At 68.0% G+C, this 16,490-nt stretch carries 16 protein-coding genes; 4 read left to right on the top strand and 12 right to left on the bottom strand.

Annotated elements, in window-relative coordinates; translation table 11 throughout:
• Nucleotides 1-46: 46 nt before the first annotated feature.
• The 11 genes from C5O27_RS11740 to hrcA form a co-directional block, all read right to left on the bottom strand.
• A complete protein-coding gene (locus tag C5O27_RS11740) occupies nucleotides 47-1,453 on the bottom strand; it encodes a YhgE/Pip domain-containing protein (protein WP_127962769.1) in 1,407 nt (468 codons plus the stop codon).
• A gap of 56 nt (nucleotides 1,454-1,509) precedes the next feature.
• Entirely contained in the window at nucleotides 1,510-2,433 is a 924-nt protein-coding gene (gene era, locus C5O27_RS11735; RefSeq protein ID WP_006356725.1) for a GTPase Era, read from the bottom strand.
• The gene (locus C5O27_RS11730) at nucleotides 2,426-2,770 is read right to left on the bottom strand and encodes a cytidine/deoxycytidylate deaminase family protein (RefSeq protein WP_035751312.1); all 345 of its coding nucleotides are present in this window, start codon (nucleotides 2,768-2,770) and stop codon (nucleotides 2,426-2,428) included. Before C5O27_RS11730 ends, era begins: the two co-directional genes overlap by 8 nt.
• Nucleotides 2,767-4,194 (bottom strand): hemolysin family protein, encoded by a 1,428-nt coding sequence (locus C5O27_RS11725; protein WP_127962768.1) that lies wholly within the window; start codon nucleotides 4,192-4,194, stop codon nucleotides 2,767-2,769. The genes C5O27_RS11730 and C5O27_RS11725 overlap by 4 nt, the downstream gene beginning before the upstream one ends.
• Before the next feature lie 2 nt (nucleotides 4,195-4,196).
• Nucleotides 4,197-4,778 (bottom strand): rRNA maturation RNase YbeY, encoded by a 582-nt coding sequence (gene ybeY / locus C5O27_RS11720; RefSeq protein ID WP_127962767.1) that lies wholly within the window; start codon nucleotides 4,776-4,778, stop codon nucleotides 4,197-4,199.
• Nucleotides 4,775-5,863 (bottom strand): PhoH family protein, encoded by a 1,089-nt coding sequence (locus C5O27_RS11715; RefSeq protein WP_164905315.1) that lies wholly within the window; start codon nucleotides 5,861-5,863, stop codon nucleotides 4,775-4,777. Before C5O27_RS11715 ends, ybeY begins: the two co-directional genes overlap by 4 nt.
• A gap of 145 nt (nucleotides 5,864-6,008) precedes the next feature.
• The gene (locus C5O27_RS22985; RefSeq protein WP_244216502.1) at nucleotides 6,009-6,866 is read right to left on the bottom strand and encodes a hypothetical protein; all 858 of its coding nucleotides are present in this window, start codon (nucleotides 6,864-6,866) and stop codon (nucleotides 6,009-6,011) included.
• Nucleotides 6,867-6,905: 39 nt separating this feature from the next.
• Nucleotides 6,906-7,700 carry an alpha/beta hydrolase family protein gene (locus C5O27_RS11705; RefSeq protein ID WP_127962766.1) on the bottom strand — a complete coding sequence of 265 codons (795 nt, stop codon included), beginning with the start codon at nucleotides 7,698-7,700 and terminating at the stop codon, nucleotides 6,906-6,908.
• Nucleotides 7,697-8,446, bottom strand: a complete 750-nt coding sequence (locus C5O27_RS11700; protein ID WP_127962765.1) for a 16S rRNA (uracil(1498)-N(3))-methyltransferase — start codon at nucleotides 8,444-8,446, stop codon at nucleotides 7,697-7,699. The genes C5O27_RS11705 and C5O27_RS11700 overlap by 4 nt, the downstream gene beginning before the upstream one ends.
• Nucleotides 8,443-9,609, bottom strand: coding sequence for a molecular chaperone DnaJ (dnaJ, locus tag C5O27_RS11695; RefSeq protein WP_127962764.1), 1,167 nt, complete (start codon nucleotides 9,607-9,609; stop codon nucleotides 8,443-8,445). The genes C5O27_RS11700 and dnaJ overlap by 4 nt, the downstream gene beginning before the upstream one ends.
• Before the next feature lie 148 nt (nucleotides 9,610-9,757).
• A complete protein-coding gene (gene hrcA / locus C5O27_RS11690; RefSeq protein WP_006359135.1) occupies nucleotides 9,758-10,792 on the bottom strand; it encodes a heat-inducible transcriptional repressor HrcA in 1,035 nt (344 codons plus the stop codon).
• A gap of 105 nt (nucleotides 10,793-10,897) precedes the next feature.
• Here hrcA and C5O27_RS11685 point away from each other — a divergent pair, with 105 nt between their 5' ends.
• Nucleotides 10,898-11,401, top strand: a complete 504-nt coding sequence (locus C5O27_RS11685) for a type II toxin-antitoxin system VapB family antitoxin (protein WP_006359136.1) — start codon at nucleotides 10,898-10,900, stop codon at nucleotides 11,399-11,401.
• 8 nt (nucleotides 11,402-11,409) lie between these two features.
• Here C5O27_RS11685 and hemW read toward each other — a convergent pair whose 3' ends face one another.
• Nucleotides 11,410-12,621 carry a radical SAM family heme chaperone HemW gene (gene hemW, locus C5O27_RS11680; RefSeq protein WP_127962763.1) on the bottom strand — a complete coding sequence of 404 codons (1,212 nt, stop codon included), beginning with the start codon at nucleotides 12,619-12,621 and terminating at the stop codon, nucleotides 11,410-11,412.
• Nucleotides 12,622-13,023: 402 nt separating this feature from the next.
• Between hemW and C5O27_RS11675 the strand changes: the two genes are divergently transcribed.
• The 3 genes from C5O27_RS11675 to cysD are packed head-to-tail and all read left to right on the top strand — an operon-like array spanning nucleotide 13,024 to nucleotide 16,489.
• Nucleotides 13,024-14,802, top strand: a complete 1,779-nt coding sequence (locus C5O27_RS11675) for a nitrite/sulfite reductase (protein ID WP_127962762.1) — start codon at nucleotides 13,024-13,026, stop codon at nucleotides 14,800-14,802.
• Nucleotides 14,799-15,551 (top strand): phosphoadenylyl-sulfate reductase, encoded by a 753-nt coding sequence (locus C5O27_RS11670; protein WP_035751308.1) that lies wholly within the window; start codon nucleotides 14,799-14,801, stop codon nucleotides 15,549-15,551. Before C5O27_RS11675 ends, C5O27_RS11670 begins: the two co-directional genes overlap by 4 nt.
• Nucleotides 15,533-16,489, top strand: a complete 957-nt coding sequence (gene cysD / locus C5O27_RS11665) for a sulfate adenylyltransferase subunit CysD (protein WP_372512896.1) — start codon at nucleotides 15,533-15,535, stop codon at nucleotides 16,487-16,489. Before C5O27_RS11670 ends, cysD begins: the two co-directional genes overlap by 19 nt.
• The last annotated feature ends 1 nt before the right edge of the window (nucleotide 16,490 follow it).

The raw sequence follows: 16,490 nt of genomic DNA, 5'->3' as shown, positions 1-16,490 counted from the left end.
CCACCGTGCCAGGTTTCCGCGCAAGGGGGCGGGGCGGAGAACCCGGTCAGCCCGCGTTGACGATCTTGTCGAGCTTCGGCGGGAGCGTCATGCCACCCGGGTAGCGGTACCAACCCTTGCGGTCGTAGTACTTGGTGCCGAGCAGACCCAGCAGCACGCCGAGGAGCAGGCCGATGAAGCACTGGACGACCGACCGCGCGAGCCCGGCGGACAGGTCGGCGTCGAAGTACAGCACCGAGCGCACACCGAGGTAGATGACGTGCATCGGCTCGATCGCGGCGATCCACTCGAAGAACCGCGGGCTCGCCTCCAGCGGCAGGGTCCCGCCCGATGACGGGAGGCCGAACACGACGAAGAAGACGAGGTTGAACAGCAGACCGGCGTTGCCGAACACGGCCATCATCGCGCTCGCGCTCACCCCGACCGCGAAGATCGCGAGGATCGAGATCAGCCACAGCACGAAGGCGTTCGGCAGTGACGTGCCCACCCACGAGCCCACCGCGATGAACAGGGTCGAGAGCACCACCGAGACGAGGAACATGATGGTCCACTTGGCGGCGAGCGTCGCCCAGCGGCTGATCGCGAGACGTTCGCGGAGTTGGTAGAACGGGCCGTACTCGATGGGCGTCTGACCGAGCATGCCGTCGACGACGATGCTCACCATCATCGCGCCGGTGAAGCCGGCCAGCACCAGGAGCAGCGTGAGGTAGAACGCCGACAATCCGTTTCCGGCGCCCTGCGGCAGCGGCGTCGGCTCCGACACCGAGACCGCGACCGGACTCGCCAGCGCGAGCTGAGCGGCACCGGTGAACGTGACGTCGTTGCGGTCGAGCTGATCGCGCACCTGCGCGGTCAGCTGCTGCCCGACCTCGGCGTTGACCCGCGTGGTCACCTGCTCGGCGAAGGTCGTGGTGATCGACGACGCGAAGGCGCCGGACCCGCGGTTGATGAAGATGTCGATGGCGGGGCGCGTCGGCTGCGCCGGGAGCACCGTCGAACGTCCCAGCGCGACTGCACGATTGGTGAAGTTCGAACCGATGATGACGACGCCGTACACCTTGCCGCTGTTCAGTTCGCCGAGAGCGGTCGACCGATCGGTGCGCCGGACGACGATACCGTTGTCGGCGGCCGAGGAGATGATGCCGTCGGCGACCTGATCGCCGATGTTCTGCTCGGTGGCCTTGCCGTCGGCGCCGGTCACCTCGCCGCCGGAGTCCTCGTTGACGAGGGCGATCGGGAAGTCGTGGAGGTGGCGCTGCGGGTCGACGACGGCCGACATGTACAACGCGGCCATGAGCGAGAACAGCACCGCGACGAGGATCAGCGGAGCGAGCCAGAACCGGGGCGATCCGAGCACCCCGGCGATGGTCCGTCCGGTCGGTTCCTCGACCTCCGGCGCCTCGTGCGCTCCGCGAACTGTGTCGGCGGTCTCCTGCGACTCGTGCGTTCCCATCGACGTACCTCCCCCGCGGCCCTTGTCCGCGAGGACGGTGCCGTCAATCTTCTCGTCTAGAAGCCCAGTCGGCGGAGCTGCTTGGGGTCGCGTTGCCAGTCCTTCGCGACCTTCACGTGCAGATCCAGGTAGACCTTGGTCCCCAGCAACCGCTCGATCTGTGCGCGCGCAACTGTACCGACCTCTTTCAGGCGCGCTCCCTTGCGCCCGATGATGATGCCCTTCTGGCTGTCCCGCTCGACGAAGAGCACCGCGTGGACGTCGACCATCGGTGGCTGGTCCGGTCGCCGGTCCTCGCGGTCGATGACCTCCTCGATCACCACGGCGAGCGAATGCGGCAGCTCGTCGTGGACGCCCTCGAGCGCGGCCTCGCGGATGAACTCGGCCATGAGGACCTGCTCGGGTTCGTCGGTGAGCTCACCGTCGGGATAGAACGCCGGGCCCTCTTCCATGAGGCTGACGAGCAGGTCGCTCAGGACGTCGAGTTGCTTGCCCGACTTGGCCGACACGGGCACCACCTCGGCGTCGGGGCCGAGGAGTTCGGAGAGCGCCATGAGCTGTTTGGCGACCTGTTCGGGGCCGACCCGGTCGATCTTGGTGACGACGCCGAGAAGCGTGGTGCGCGGAGCCATCTCGCGGACCTGCGAGATGATCCAGCGGTCGCCGGGGCCGATCGCCTCGTCGGCCGGGATGCAGACGCCGATCACGTCGACCTCGGAGTACGTGTCGCGGACCAGCTCGTTGAGCCGCTTGCCGAGCAGGGTGCGCGGCCGGTGCAGTCCCGGGGTGTCGACTAGGATGAGCTGCGCGTCGGGCCGGTTGACGATGCCGCGGATGGTGTGGCGTGTGGTCTGCGGCCGGTTGGAGGTGATCGCGATCTTCTCCCCCACCAACGCGTTGGTGAGCGTCGACTTGCCGGTGTTGGGGCGGCCGACGAAACAGACGAAGCCGGAACGGAACTCGGGGGCGGACTCAGACATCGGCGCCGCCGAGTCGCTGCTGCGGCCGGCCGGCGGCATCGGTGACGTACGTGTAGGCCTGCGGGCTCAGTTCGTGCAGGGTCGCGAGACCGGGATCGTCGGCGTCGCCGTTGACGAGCACCGCCGCTTCGAAGGCGGTGGCCCCACTCGAGATCGCCGAGGCGACCGCGACCTGCAGGCCGCTGAGCGTGAGGGTCTTGGTGCGGACCTCGGCGCCCGCATAGGTGCGGCCGTCGCCGTCACGAACGGCTGCTCCGGAACGCGCCTCGGCACGCGCGAGTGCTCCGCGTGCGAGCACCACGAGCTTCTGATCCTCGTCGGCGAGGGTCTCGGTCACTGATTCATCCTTGCTGTCGGTTGCTCGTGGTTGTTGCGGTGGGCCTCGTCCTCGTGTTCGCGGGCCGCGGTGCGGTCATGGCGACCCTGCCGGCCGGAATGCCCTCGACCACCGGAGGATTCGTGGCGCTGCGAATCCTGGCCGTCGGCACCGGACCCGGGGACGCGCGTGACGAGGACCGTGATGATGCGTTGGCGTCCCTTGCGATTGGGACCGCCCTCGGCCACGAGCTGCAGGCCGTGCGACTTGACCCGGGCCCCGGGCAGCGGGACCCGGCCGAGTTCGAGCGCGACGAGTCCGCCGACCGTCTCGACCTCTTCCTCCTCGATCTCGACGTCGAACAGCTCGCCGAGATCCTCGACAGGAAGGCGCGCCGACACACGGTACGATCCGTCGCCGAGATCCTCGACGGGTGCGAGTTCGTCGGTGTCGTATTCGTCGGTGATCTCGCCGACGATCTCCTCGAGGACGTCCTCGATCGTCACCAGCCCGGCGATGCCGCCGTACTCGTCGACGAGGATCGCCATGTGGTTGCGCGTGAGCTGCATGTCGGCAAGAACCTTGTCGAGCGGCTTGGAATCCGGGATGAACTCCGCGTCGCGCATGATGTCGGAGACGCGCAGCGTGGTCGGGTCGGTCCGCGTGGCGACCGTCCGCTGGACCATGTCCTTGAGGTAGACGATGCCCAGCACGTCGTCGGTGTTCTCGCCGATGACCGGGATACGCGAATGCCCCGACCGTGTCGCGAGATTGGTGGCCTGCAGGACGTTCTTGTCGGCCTCGATCCAGACCATCTCCGGCCGCGGCACCATGACCTCGCGTGCGCTGGTGTCGCCGAGATCGAAGACCGAGTGGATCATCCGGCGCTCGTCGGCGGCCACCACACCCCGCGCCTCGGCGAGGTCGACGACCTCGCGCAGCTCGATCTCGGTGGCGAACGGGCCGTTTCGGAAGCCGCGGCCCGGGGTCAGGGCGTTACCGATGAGGATCAGCAGGCGGGTCACCGGCTTGAGCAGGATGCCCAGCGCCGACAACAGGTACGACGTCGACAGCGCGATCGTGTACGCGTGCTGGCGGCCGAGGGTGCGCGGCCCGACGCCCATGGCGACATAGGAGATGACCGTCATGGCGGTGATCGCCACGACGAGACCCCAACCGACGCCGAGCCATCGGGTCGCCGACACGGCGATCAGTGCGGCGGCCGCGGCCTCGCAGGCCACGCGCAGCAGGACCACGAGCCCGAGGTAGGTGGCGCGGGAGTCGAGGATGATCGCGAGGCGGCGTGCGCCGGCCCGGCCTTCCCGGACCATGTCGTCGACGCGGGCGTTGGAGACAGTCGAGACCGCGGTGTCGACAGCGGCGAACAAACCGCCGAGCCCGATCAGTACGACTGCGGCCACGATGAACCAATAGTCGGAGGGCACGCTCAGTCCTCCTCGGACCGTCCGGTCGTCGCCGCGTCCCCGGACCCCGCTTCGGTTCCGGTGAATCCGATGTTGGACAACAGCCGCGAATCACGGTCGGTCTGGCGCTGATCCTGCGCGCGACGATGCCGGTCGGCGTAGAAGGCGTCGAGGATCTCGTTCTGCAGCCCGAACATCTCGCGCTCTTCCTCGGGCTCGGCGTGGTCGTAGCCGAGGAGATGGAGCACGCCGTGGATGGTGAGCATTGCGAGTTCGTGCTCGAAGGAGCGCCGCGCTTCGCGAGCCTGCTTCCGGGCGAACTCGGGACACAGCACGATGTCGCCGAGGATCGCCGGACCGAGATCGGTGGCGTCGGGACGGCCGCCCGGGACGAGCTCGTCCATCGGGAAGCTCATCACATCGGTGGGTCCGGGCAGATCCATCCACTGCACGTGCATGTCGGCCATGGTGTCCTCGTCGACGCAGAGGACCGACAGCAGCGCGCCGGGGTTCACGTCCATCGCGTTCACCGCGAACCGCGCGGCGTCGATGATCAGCTCGGCCGGGACCTCGACCCCGGACTCGTTGGCCAGTTCGATGCTCATGAGCGACGCCCTTGAGAAGCCGCACGACGCGCCGCGCGGTTGCCGCCGATCGCGGTGTCGATGCGTTCACCGGCCCGCTGGGATTCCTCCGCGCGCCCGTAGGCGTCGACGATATCGGCGACCAGACGGTGCCGGACCACGTCCTGGCTGGTGAGACGGGAGAAATGGATGTCGTCGATGCCCTCGAGGATCGCGGTCGCCGCCATCAGGCCACTCTTCGCGCCGCCCGGCAGGTCCACCTGGGTCACGTCACCGGTGACGACCACCTTGGAGCCGAAGCCCAGGCGCGTCAGGAACATCTTCATCTGCTCGCTCGTCGTGTTCTGCGCCTCGTCGAGGATGATGAAGGCGTCGTTGAGGGTGCGGCCTCGCATGTAGGCCAGCGGAGCGACCTCGATGACCCCGGCAGCCATGAGCTTCGGGATCGCCTCGGGGTCCATCATGTCGTGCAAGGCGTCGTAGAGCGGTCGCAGATACGGGTCGATCTTCTCGCTCAGGGTGCCCGGCAGGAAGCCGAGACGTTCACCGGCCTCGACGGCGGGACGCGTGAGGATGATGCGGTTGACCGACTTCGACTGCAGCGCCTGCACGGCCTTGGCCATCGCGAGGTAGGTCTTGCCGGTGCCGGCCGGGCCCAGACCGAACACGATGGTGTGGTTGTCGATGGCGTCGACGTAGTGCTTCTGGTTCAGCGTCTTGGGCCGGATCGTCTTGCCGCGGCGCGACAGGATGTCCAGCGACAGCACCTCGGCGGGCGACTCCTGGCTGCCTTCGGAGAGCATCGACACGCTGTGCCGGACGAGGTCCGGGGTGAGCGGGGTGCCACGTCCGACGAGGTCGGTGAGTTCGGCGATGACGCGCTCGGAGGCGGCGACATCGGCGGGCTCGCCGGTCAGCGTCACCTGGTTGCCGCGCACGTGGATGTCGGCGGGCAGCAGCTGCTCTAGCGTCCGAAGGTTGACGTCACTGGCGCCGAGCAGCCCGAACACCACTCCGGGAGAGACTTCGACGTTGGATGTGACCCCAGACCGGCGCGGCTGCGTACGGCTGGATTGCCCGCTCGGGTCGGGGTTGTCGTCACTCACGTATGAAATCACTCCTGGGGTCTGCGGTTGTGGACTGCACGGGTCCGTCACCCCACAGTGGGGATTCACTGAAGGAAACGTGCAGTTGTGTGGTCAGTGTATCGCTATGCAACAGCCGATCAGCAGGCAATATTTCGGGACCGTCTCAGCGGTCCGCTGCCGGTTGCCCCATCGACGCCAACCGACGCAGAGCCCGACCGTCGGCCAGCTCGGCACGATCGTCGGGACTGGAGGCGTAGTAGTCCAGGAAGTCCAGCAGGGGTAGGGCTCCACTGGCGAAGAGATCGGCGGTGATGCGCACAGAACGTTGAGCCTGCAGATACGCCGGCGCAAATGGACCCCGGTAGAAAATGTCGACGCCGGCCCGTGCACGATCCTTCAGGACAACATCGATCTCCGGGTTCTTCCCGTCTGCAAGAGGAATGATGTCCGCGACATCATCCCACGTGACCGTCTGTTTCAGCCGAAACCCGTTGGTTGACAGACCATCTGGGGAAACCTCAACGCCGGGATACCGCAGAAACCCCGCCGCGAACCAAGTCAGCGCACCAACCGCGTAGCTGGCAACCGCGGCAGCGGCCAGGGGCAAGATCAACTTCTGCCCAGAGCTCATCGAGAAGTCGAACTGTCCAAGCCAGGTACCGACGGCGAACAAGCCGGACGAGATGGCGATGAAAGTCATAGCCATGCGGTAGGCCACGCGAAGTCCACGCGATGTCGAGAACCGAACCCCACCCGGAACCGAATCAGCCGTCCCTGGCGCCGCGATGGACCGGGCACGGTTCTTCAAGACGAGCACAGACGCCCAGAGCACCGCAGCGCAAGTCGCCGACGCGCACATATAGAACGCCCCGTCCACAAAGCGACTGTCAGCCAGCGATCGCGCCAGGTGCCACAGCCAGAACAGTCCGAGGGCTCCGAAGAGGGCCAAGGCCACATACGTCCGCCGGGTGTGGACGCGATTCCTCGCCCATTCGGGTACCGGTGTGGACTGGTCGGTCATGCCAAGTGACCATGCCCGCTCCGACGGCAAGCCATATCCCTAGATCCCCAGCACCCGGATCGTCTGCCGCGCACAACCGGTGCGCGGGTCGACGAACGCCTCATGACCTTCACCGGGTACTACGATCAGTTCGGCCGACTGTCCGCGGGAGATCGCATCGTCGACGTAGCGGCGGCTGACGACGTCGGGGACGAGGTCGTCCTCGTCACCGGTGATCGCGACCACGTGCGCGTCGAAGACCGGCGCAAGCATGGGCGACGCTTCTTCGTAGCGACGAGGTGACTCACTGTACGGCCGGCCCATCAGGTCACGCACGGACTGCTTGTCCGCCGCGGACACGGTGTCGAGGACCGCTGCCTGGGCGACGACGGTGGTGACGGTGGTCGATGCGGTACGCGCGCCGAGCTTGCCGACGGCCCACACCGCGAGCTGTCCGCCGGCCGAGTGCCCGACGACGCCGACCGAGGAGAAATCGATCGCGCGGAGGTCGACGTCCTGTTCTTGCAGCGCATCGCGCACCGAGCCGTCGAGGGCCCGGATCGCCTCGACCACGTCGCGCCCGGTGTTCGGCCAGCCGCCGCCCGGTTCCCCGACGCGGCGGTACTCGATGTTCCACACGACCGCACCGCGTTCGGCCATCGTGCGGGCGACCGCGGTCTGGATCGTCGAACCGTACTCCACCGACCACGAGCCGCCGTGGACGAGCACGACCACCCGGGCCGGCGTCGCGGGGTCGAGGCCGTCACGCGGGAGGTATAGGTGGCCGAATTGTGAAGGCTCGGTGCCGTATTCGATCTTGGTGCGTCGTACGGCGCAGCGTCGGACGGTACTCATCGCGACCACCGTCCGGTCAGCACACCGATCGCACCCAGCGCGACCGCGGCCGCCGTCGAGGTACGCAGCACCTCCGGGCCGAGCACCACCGAATGGGCACCGAGCGCGGTCAGGTCGGCGACCTCGGCGTCGTCGAGTCCGCCTTCGGGACCGACGACGAGCACGATCTCGCTCGCATCGGCGAGCGGCAGTTCGGCGAGGGGCCGCGCGGCCTCCTCATGCAGCACGGCGACCACACCGCCGGCGGCGACCGCGTCGGCGCACCGCGCGCGGACGTCGATGGTGGTGGCGAGGTCGGTGACCTCGGGAATCCAGGGTCGGCGGCTCTGCTTGGCGGCAGCCGACGCCGCGGCCCGCCACTTGGCAACGCCCTTGTCCGCCTTGCCCGTCCACCGTGCGACACAGCGCATCGCCTGCCAGGGCACGATCACGTCGATGCCGGCCTCGGTCGCGAGATCGACGGCCAGCTCAGACCGTTCGGACTTCGGCAAGGCCTGCACAAGGGTCACCTGCGGGGCGGGACGCGCCTGGAAGGAGAACTCACGCACCGACGCGACGAGGGTGTCCTTGCCGGTGATCTCCCGGATCTCGCATCCGGCCACCGATCCCGCGCCGTCGCCGACGAGGATGCGCTCCCCCACCCCGAGGCGCGCGACCGTCACCGCATGCCGGCCCTCCGGCCCGCTGAGGATGAGGTCGGCACCCGGGGCAGGGACGGAGCCCGCCCAGAAAAGCGGTGGGCTCACTTGCCTGCGAACGCGTTGCGCAGTCGTGAGAAGAGCCCGCCCGGGGCGGCCGCGGCCGACGTGTTGACCACCTCGATCTCGTCCTGCGCCACCTTCTTGAGCTTCTTGAGCGCGTCGGTCTGGGCGCTGTCGAGCTTGGTCGGGACGACCACGTCGAGGTGCACGTGCAGATTTCCGCGGACACCCGAGCTGACGTGCGGCATACCCTGACCGCGCAGCTTGACCACCTGGCCGGGCTGCGTCCCCGGCGCGATCGTCACGGTGACGGGGTCGCCGAGAATGGTCTCGACGTCGAACTCGGCACCGAGCGCGGCGTCGACCATCGGGACCTTCAGGGTGCAGTGCAGGTCGTCCTTGTCGCGCAGGAAGACCTCGTGCGGCCGCTCGGTGACCTCGACGTAGAGGTCGCCGGCCGGACCGCCGCCGGGGCCGACCTCGCCCTGGCCGCTGAGCCGGACGCGCATGCCGCTCTCGATGCCGGCCGGGATGCGGACGGTCATGGTGCGACGCGAACGCACGCGACCGTCGCCGCCGCACTTGTGGCAGGGATCGGGAATGACCTCGCCGACGCCGTGACAGGTCGGGCACTCGCGGACGGTCATGACCTGACCGAGGAACGAGCGCTGCACCGACTGGATCTCGCCGGCACCGTGGCAGGTGTCGCAGGCGACCGGCTTGCTGTCGCCGTTGGTTCCCGACCCGGTGCACGCGTCGCACAGGATCGCGGTGTCGACGGTGATCTCCTTGTTGACGCCCTGGGCGCACTCGGCGAGATCGAGCTTGAGGTTGACGAGCGCGGGCTCACCCGGCTGGACGCGCGAGCGGGGACCGCGTCCCGACCCGAAACCGCCGCCACCGCCGAAGGCGCCGCCGTTGCCGAAGAAGGCCTCGAAGACGTCGCCGAATCCGCCGCCCCCGCCGCCGAATCCGCCGAACCCGCCGGCACCCGCACCCGCGAGGGGGTCGCCACCGGCGTCGACGATGCGGCGCTTCTCCGGATCGGTCAGCACCTCGTACGCGGTGCTGACCTCCTTGAACTCGTCCTCCATGCCCGGGTTGACGTCGGGATGCAGTTCGCGTGCCTTCTTGCGGTAGGCGCGCTTGAGCTCCTGGTCACTGGCACCCTTCGCCACACCCAGGATTGCGTAATAGTCACGTGCCACGGTTGTAGTGATCCTTCGGTCTCAGTTGGTGCCCACGCGGTGCGCGCCATCGGTGTGGACGCACGTCCGCGCGGTACGCAGTGGAACCACTCGATTCTGCCGTCGACCGGTTGGGGCCCTCACCTGACGTCCGTCGCCGGGGCGGCGGTCATCGTTCGGCGAGCACCTCACCGATGTATTTGGCAACGGCTGCGACCGACGCGATGGTTCCCGGATAGTCCATCCGTGTGGGGCCGAGCACACCGACGCCGCCGAACACGGTTCCCGATGCACCGTACCCTGTGGACACCACCGAGGTCCCACGCAGGTTCTCGGTCTGCGTCTCCTCTCCGATCTGCACTGTGACCTGGCCCATGTCCTGTGTCGTGGCGAGGATCTTGAGCACGACGACCTGCTCCTCGAGCGCTTCGAGGACGGTGTCCATGCCGCCGACGACCGGCGTGAAGTCGCTCGCCGACCGCGCCAGGTTGGAGGTGCCGCCGAGCACCAACCGGTCGTCGCCGCGTTCGACGAGGGTCTCGACGAGAACGGTGGCGATGCTGAGGACCGCACCCCGGATGTCGTCGGGTGCCGAGTTGGCGAGCTCGGCCACCGCCGCCGACGCCTCGGCGAGCCGTTTGCCGTGCAGCGCCGCGGAGAACATGTCACGCAGACGACTGATGTCCTCTTCGTCGTGGTCCTCGTTCAGCGCGACCATCCGCTGTTCGACACGGCCGTTGTCGACGATCACGACGAGCAGCAACCGCGACCGGGAGAGCGAGACGACCTCGAGATGCCGGACACGGGCCGCCGACAGCACCGGGTACTGGATGACGGCCACCTGGCGGGTCAGCTGGGCCAGCAGCTTCACCGAGCGTCGCAGCACGTCGTCGAGGTCGACGCCGGAGTCGAGCACCGACAGGATGGCGCGACGTTCCGCCGACGAGAGCGGCTTGATCTCGCTGATGCGGTCCACGAACATCCGGTAGCCCTTGTCCGTGGGGACTCGACCCGAGCTGGTGTGCGGCTGGGTGATGTACCCCTCGGCCTCGAGTACCGCCATGTCGTTGCGGACGGTCGCACTCGACACCCCGAGCTGATGCCGTTCGACGAGTGCCTTCGATCCGATGGGCTCCTGCGATTCGACGTAGTCGGTCACGATCGCGCGGAGGATCTCGAATCGACGGTCATCCGTTGTGGACACGCGGTACACCTCCTGATCCGAGTCCCGGTCCATGGGGTTGGGCCATAGAGTTGGGTACGTCCCATACTTGGGTACGTCCATACTACGAAACCGGCGCGGAGTCACATGATCTTCAAGGGGGTGCGGGAGGGCAGGCCCTATCCCGACCACAAGCTGTCGACGCGGGGCTGGGCCAAGATCCCACCGCGACAGCTGCGACTCGACCAGCTGATCACGCTCACCAAGGTGCTGGCCCTGGACAAGCTGCTCAGCGAGGACTCGACGTTCTACGGCGACCTCTTCGCGCACGTCGTCCGCTGGGAGGGCGACCTCTACCTGGAGGACGGACTCCACCGCGCGGTGCGCTCGGCGCTGCGGAACCGCAACATCATCCACGCCCGCACCCTCGATCTCGACGCCCTCGACCTCTCCGAGGGTGCGCGCCCCCTCGAGGAGCAGCTCGACGACACCGCCGAGATCCCGGCCCGTCCCCGCATCGTCGACGTCCCGCCCGAACCGGTCCGTCCGCCGCGTGGCGCGCCCGAAACCCCTGGCGGTGGTGGGGCTCATCGTCGAGGCGCCCGGTCGACCGGCTGGACGAGCCCGTCGCGCCCCGAGCGGCCCTGGTAAACCGCGGCTCAGCCCCAGAGCACGCGGCGGATCACACCGTCGGCGAGAAGCCGGCCGGCGTCGGTGAGGACGTAGGCATCACCCGTCGAGCCGAGCAGGCCGTCGGCGCAGAGCTTTTCGGCGTTCGCACGTTCGGCGTCGTCGAGAAGGTCGTTCGGCAGTCCGGTCCGGAGTCGGGTGGTGAGCATGACCGCCTCCATGTGGCGGTCCTCGGCGGTGAGCTGTTCCGACGACGCCGCGGGCAACACGCCTTCTCCGAGCGTCTGCGCATAGCGCGCCGGATGCTTCACGTTCCACCAGCGCACCCCGTTGACGTGCGAGTGCGCGCCCGGGCCGATCCCCCACCAGTCCGAGCTGTTCCAGTAGGCGAGATTGTGGCGGCACGCACCAGCGTCGTCGAGCGCCCAGTTCGACACCTCGTACCAGCCGAAACCGTTGGCACCCAACCGATCATCGAGGATCTTGTAGCGGTCGGCGAGCACGTCGTCGTCGGGTGCGGGCATCTCGCCGCGCCGGATTCGACGCGCCAGCGCGGTGCCGTCCTCGACGATCAGCGCGTACGCCGACACGTGGTCGACGCCCGCGGACAGCACGGCGTCGAGGGTGGTGTGCAGGTCGGCGTCCGTCTCGCCGGGGGTGCCGTAGATGAGGTCGAGGTTGACGTGGTCGAAGCCGGCCGCCCGGGCCTCCTGCGCCGCGGCGACCGCGCGTCCCGGCGTGTGCACCCGGTCGAGGACCTTGAGCACGTGCTGGGCGGCGGACTGCATGCCGAGCGAGATGCGGGTGAACCCGGCCCCGCGCAGCTGCTCGAAGAACGCCGGCGACGTCGACTCCGGGTTCGACTCGGTGGTGACCTCGGCGTCGGGGGCGAGGTCGAAGTTGGCGCGCACCGCGTCGAGCAGCCGGGTGAGTCCGTCGGCGCCGAGGAGAGACGGCGTACCGCCGCCGACGAAGATCGTCGACACCTTCCGGGTCGGCGCCAGCAGCCGTGCCGCCGACTCCAGTTCCGCGGCGACCGCCTCCTGCCAGGACTCCGGCGACGACGTCGAGCCGAGCTCCCCCGCGGTGTAGGTGTTGAAGTCGCAGTAGCCACAGCGGGTCGCGCAGAACGGGACGTGCAGGTACAGGCCGAACGGCACGTCGGGGTCGACGTCTCGGCACGCCCCGTCGATGAGCTGCGCGGTGAGCCCGGGGGTGGCTGCTTCGATGTCGACCTTCACCGTTCCATCATGACGACCTCGACGTCAGCACCGAAATCGCCGGATCGACCGGGGCGGACAACGCCGCGGCTCAGGCCGGGAACAACCACGACGCGTTTCCTCGACCGACTCGAGGTGAGACCTTCGGTCGCGCCGGCGCAGAGGCGTTTCCATCATCATGATGGAAAATAACCCCAAGTAGACGAGGCGATGGAGATCGTGGCACTATGGACCTCGTGATTTTCCCAGGGGTGTGGCTCGCAGCGCGCCGCCACATTGATCTCAAGCGCGTCAACAGCGCTTTCTGTCGCATCTAGCGACGTCTCGGCCCCGATTGATCCCTGCATCCCAGGGATGCCGGCACGTTTCAGCCCACTTTTCGTGCAATGAACGCCGGCCCTGTGCGCCGGCACAGGAGATTTCATGACGTCCACAACCGACGCCCCTGCTGCTGTCCCCAGCACGGACTCACAGCCTGATGCCGTCAACCCCGCTGCTGCAGGAGAGGCCGGCACCGAGAAGCGCGCTCGTCCCGCACGCAAGGCACGCCCGGCCAAGCGCCGCGCCGAAGGTCAGTGGAAGCTCGGCTACCGCGAGCCGCTGAACCCCAACGAGCAGGTCAAGAAGGACGACAACCCCCTCAACGTCCGCGCCCGCATCGAGAACATCTACTCCAAGCAGGGCTTCGACTCGATCGACAAGCAGGACCTGCGCGGTCGGATGCGCTGGTGGGGCCTCTACACCCAGCGCGCCGAGGGTTACGACGGCACCTGGACCGGCGACGAGAACATCGACATCCTCGAAGACAAGCACTTCATGATGCGCGTGCGTTGCGACGCCGGCGCACTCAACGTCGCGCAGCTGCGCACGCTCGGCGAACTCTCCACCGAGTTCGCCCGCGACACCGCCGACCTCTCCGACCGCGAGAACGTCCAGTACCACTGGATCCGCATCGAGGACGTCCCGACGATCTGGGAGCGCCTCGAAGGCGTCGGCCTCAAGACCACCGAGGCCTGCGGCGACTGCCCCCGCGTCGTGCTGGGTTCGCCGCTCGCCGGTGAATCCTTCGACGAGGTCCTCGACCCCACCCCGGCCATCGACGAGATCGTCCGCCGCTACATCGGCGACCCGAAGTACTCGAACCTGCCGCGCAAGTTCAAGACCGCGATCTCCGGCCAGCAGGACGTGGTCCACGAGATCAACGATGTCGCCTTCGTCGGCGTCGTCCACCCCGAACACGGCCCGGGCCTCGATCTCTGGGTCGGCGGAGGCCTGTCCACCAACCCGATGCTCGCCCAGCGCGTCGGCGCCTGGGTCCCGCTCGACGAGGTGCCCGACGTGTGGGAGGCCGTGGTCTCGATCTTCCGCGACTACGGATATCGCCGCCTCCGCGCCAAGGCACGCCTGAAGTTCCTCATCAAGGACTGGGGCATCGAGAAGTTCCGTCAGGTCCTCGAGGACGAGTACCTCGGCCGCAAGCTGATCGACGGCCCGGCTCCGGTGCAGCCCGAACGCCCGATCGACCACATCGGTGTGCAGAAGCTGCGCAACGGACTCAACGCGATCGGCTTCTCCCCCATCGCCGGTCGCGTGTCGGGCACGATCCTGACCAAGACCGCCGAGGCCGTCGCCGCCGTCGGTTCCGACCGCGTGCGCTTCACCCCGTACCAGAAGCTGATCGTCCTCGACGTCCCCGACGACAAGGTCGAGTGGCTCATCGACGAGCTCAAGCCGCTCGGCCTGCACGGCCGGCCGACGCAGTGGCGCCGGAACCTGCTGGCGTGCAGCGGTATCGAGTTCTGCAAGCTCTCGTTCACCGAGACCCGCAAGCGTTCACAGGTTCTCGCGCCGGAACTCGACGAGCGGCTCGCCGACATCAACTCGAAGCTCGACGTGCCGATCACCGTGAACATCAACGGCTGCCCCAACTCCTGCGGACGGTCGCAGATCGCCGACATCGGGTTCAAGGGACAGCTCGTCGAGGACGCCGACGGCAACCAGACCGACGGCTTCCAGGTCCACCTGGGCGGCAGCCTCGGCCTGGACTCCGGTTTCGGTCGCAAGCTGCGCCAGCACAAGGTGCTCGGCACCGAGCTCGGCGACTACATCGAGCGCGTGGTCCGCAACTTCGTGGACCAGCGCGAAGAGGGTGAACGGTTCGCGCAGTGGGCCGTTCGCGCCGACGAGGAGGCTCTCCGATGACCATCAGCACCCCGGCACCGGCCACCGGCCGCCGCCACAGCGAAGACGAACTCCGGGCGATCGCGGCGAAGGGCGCGGCCGACCTCGGTCCCGACGCCACCCCGGAGGAACTGATCCGGTGGACCGCGGAGACCTTCGGCACCAACTTCGTCGTCGCGTCGAACATGCAGGACGCCGCCCTCGTCGATCTCGCGGTGAAGAACATCGACCGCGACCTGCTCGACGGGGAGCCGGTCAAGGTCTTGTTCCTCGACACGGGATATCACTTCGCCGAGACCATCGGCACCCGTGACGCCGTCGAACAGGTGTATGGGGTTCGGATGGTCAACCTCAACCCCGAGCACACCGTCGCCGAACAGGATGAACTGTTGGGCCGCAACCTCTTCGCGCGCGATCCCGGCGAATGCTGCCGGATGCGCAAGGTGGTGCCGCTCAAGGCGGGCCTTGCCGGTTACGACGCCTGGATCACCGGCATCCGCCGCGTGGAGGCGCCGACCCGGGCCAACGCGCCGCTCATCTCGTTCGACGAGGGCTTCGGGCTGGTCAAGATCAACCCGATCGCAGCGTGGTCCGACGAGACGATGCAGGACTACATCGACTCCAACGGCGTGCTCGTCAACCCGTTGGTCGACGAAGGCTACCCCTCCATCGGCTGTGCACCGTGCACCGCCAAACCCGAACCCGGATCCGATCCGCGCAGTGGCCGCTGGGCCGGTCGCGCCAAGACAGAATGTGGGCTCCACGCATGACCGTCACCGAACCAATCCGCGATACCACCGTCTCCGCCGAGGCCGACGACTTCACCACCCTCGACGCCCTCGAATCCGAGGCCATCCACGTCTTCCGTGAGGTGGCAGGCGAATTCGAGCGCCCCGTGATCCTCTTCTCCGGCGGCAAGGATTCGACCGTCCTCCTCCACGTCGCACTGAAAGCGTTCTGGCCTGCGCCGCTGCCGTTCTCGCTGCTGCACGTCGACACCGGGCACAACCTGCCCGAGGTCCTCGAGTTCCGCGACGACGTCGTCGACCGTCACAACCTGCGCCTGCACGTCGCCAAGGTCGAGGATTACCTCGCCGACGGCCGGCTCACCGAGCGCCCCGACGGCGTCCGCAACCCGCTGCAGACCATCCCGCTGCTCGATGCCATCACCGAGAACCGCTTCGACGCGGTCTTCGGCGGCGGTCGCCGCGACGAGGAGCGCTCGCGCGCCAAGGAGCGGATCTTCTCGCTGCGCAACGCCTTCGGCCAGTGGGACCCGAAGCGTCAGCGTCCCGAGCTGTGGAACCTCTACAACGGCCGTCACGCCCCGGGTGAGCACGTGCGTGTGTTCCCGCTGTCGAACTGGACCGAGCTCGACATCTGGCGCTACATCGCCCGCGAGCAGGTTCTGCTCCCCTCGATCTACTACGCCCACGAACGTGACGTCTTCCTGCGGGACGGCATGTGGATGACCCCCGGCGTCTGGGGCGGACCGCGCGAAGGTGAAGAGCTGCAGCGTCTCTCGGTGCGCTACCGCACCGTCGGCGACGGCTCGTCGACCGGCGCGGTGCTCTCCGAAGCCGCCGACAACGAGGCCGTGCTCGACGAGGTGGCCGCGTCGCGGCTGACCGAGCGCGGCGCCACCCGTGGCGACGACCGGGTCTCCGAGGCCGCCATGGAAGACCGCAAGCGCGAAGGATATTTCTGAC

The sequence above is a fragment of the Gordonia alkanivorans genome (assembly GCF_004011905.1).
GTDB classification, from domain to species: domain Bacteria; phylum Actinomycetota; class Actinomycetes; order Mycobacteriales; family Mycobacteriaceae; genus Gordonia; species Gordonia alkanivorans.
Note: the sequence above shows the minus strand (reverse complement) of the source record. Positions and strands in the feature narration are given on the sequence as shown.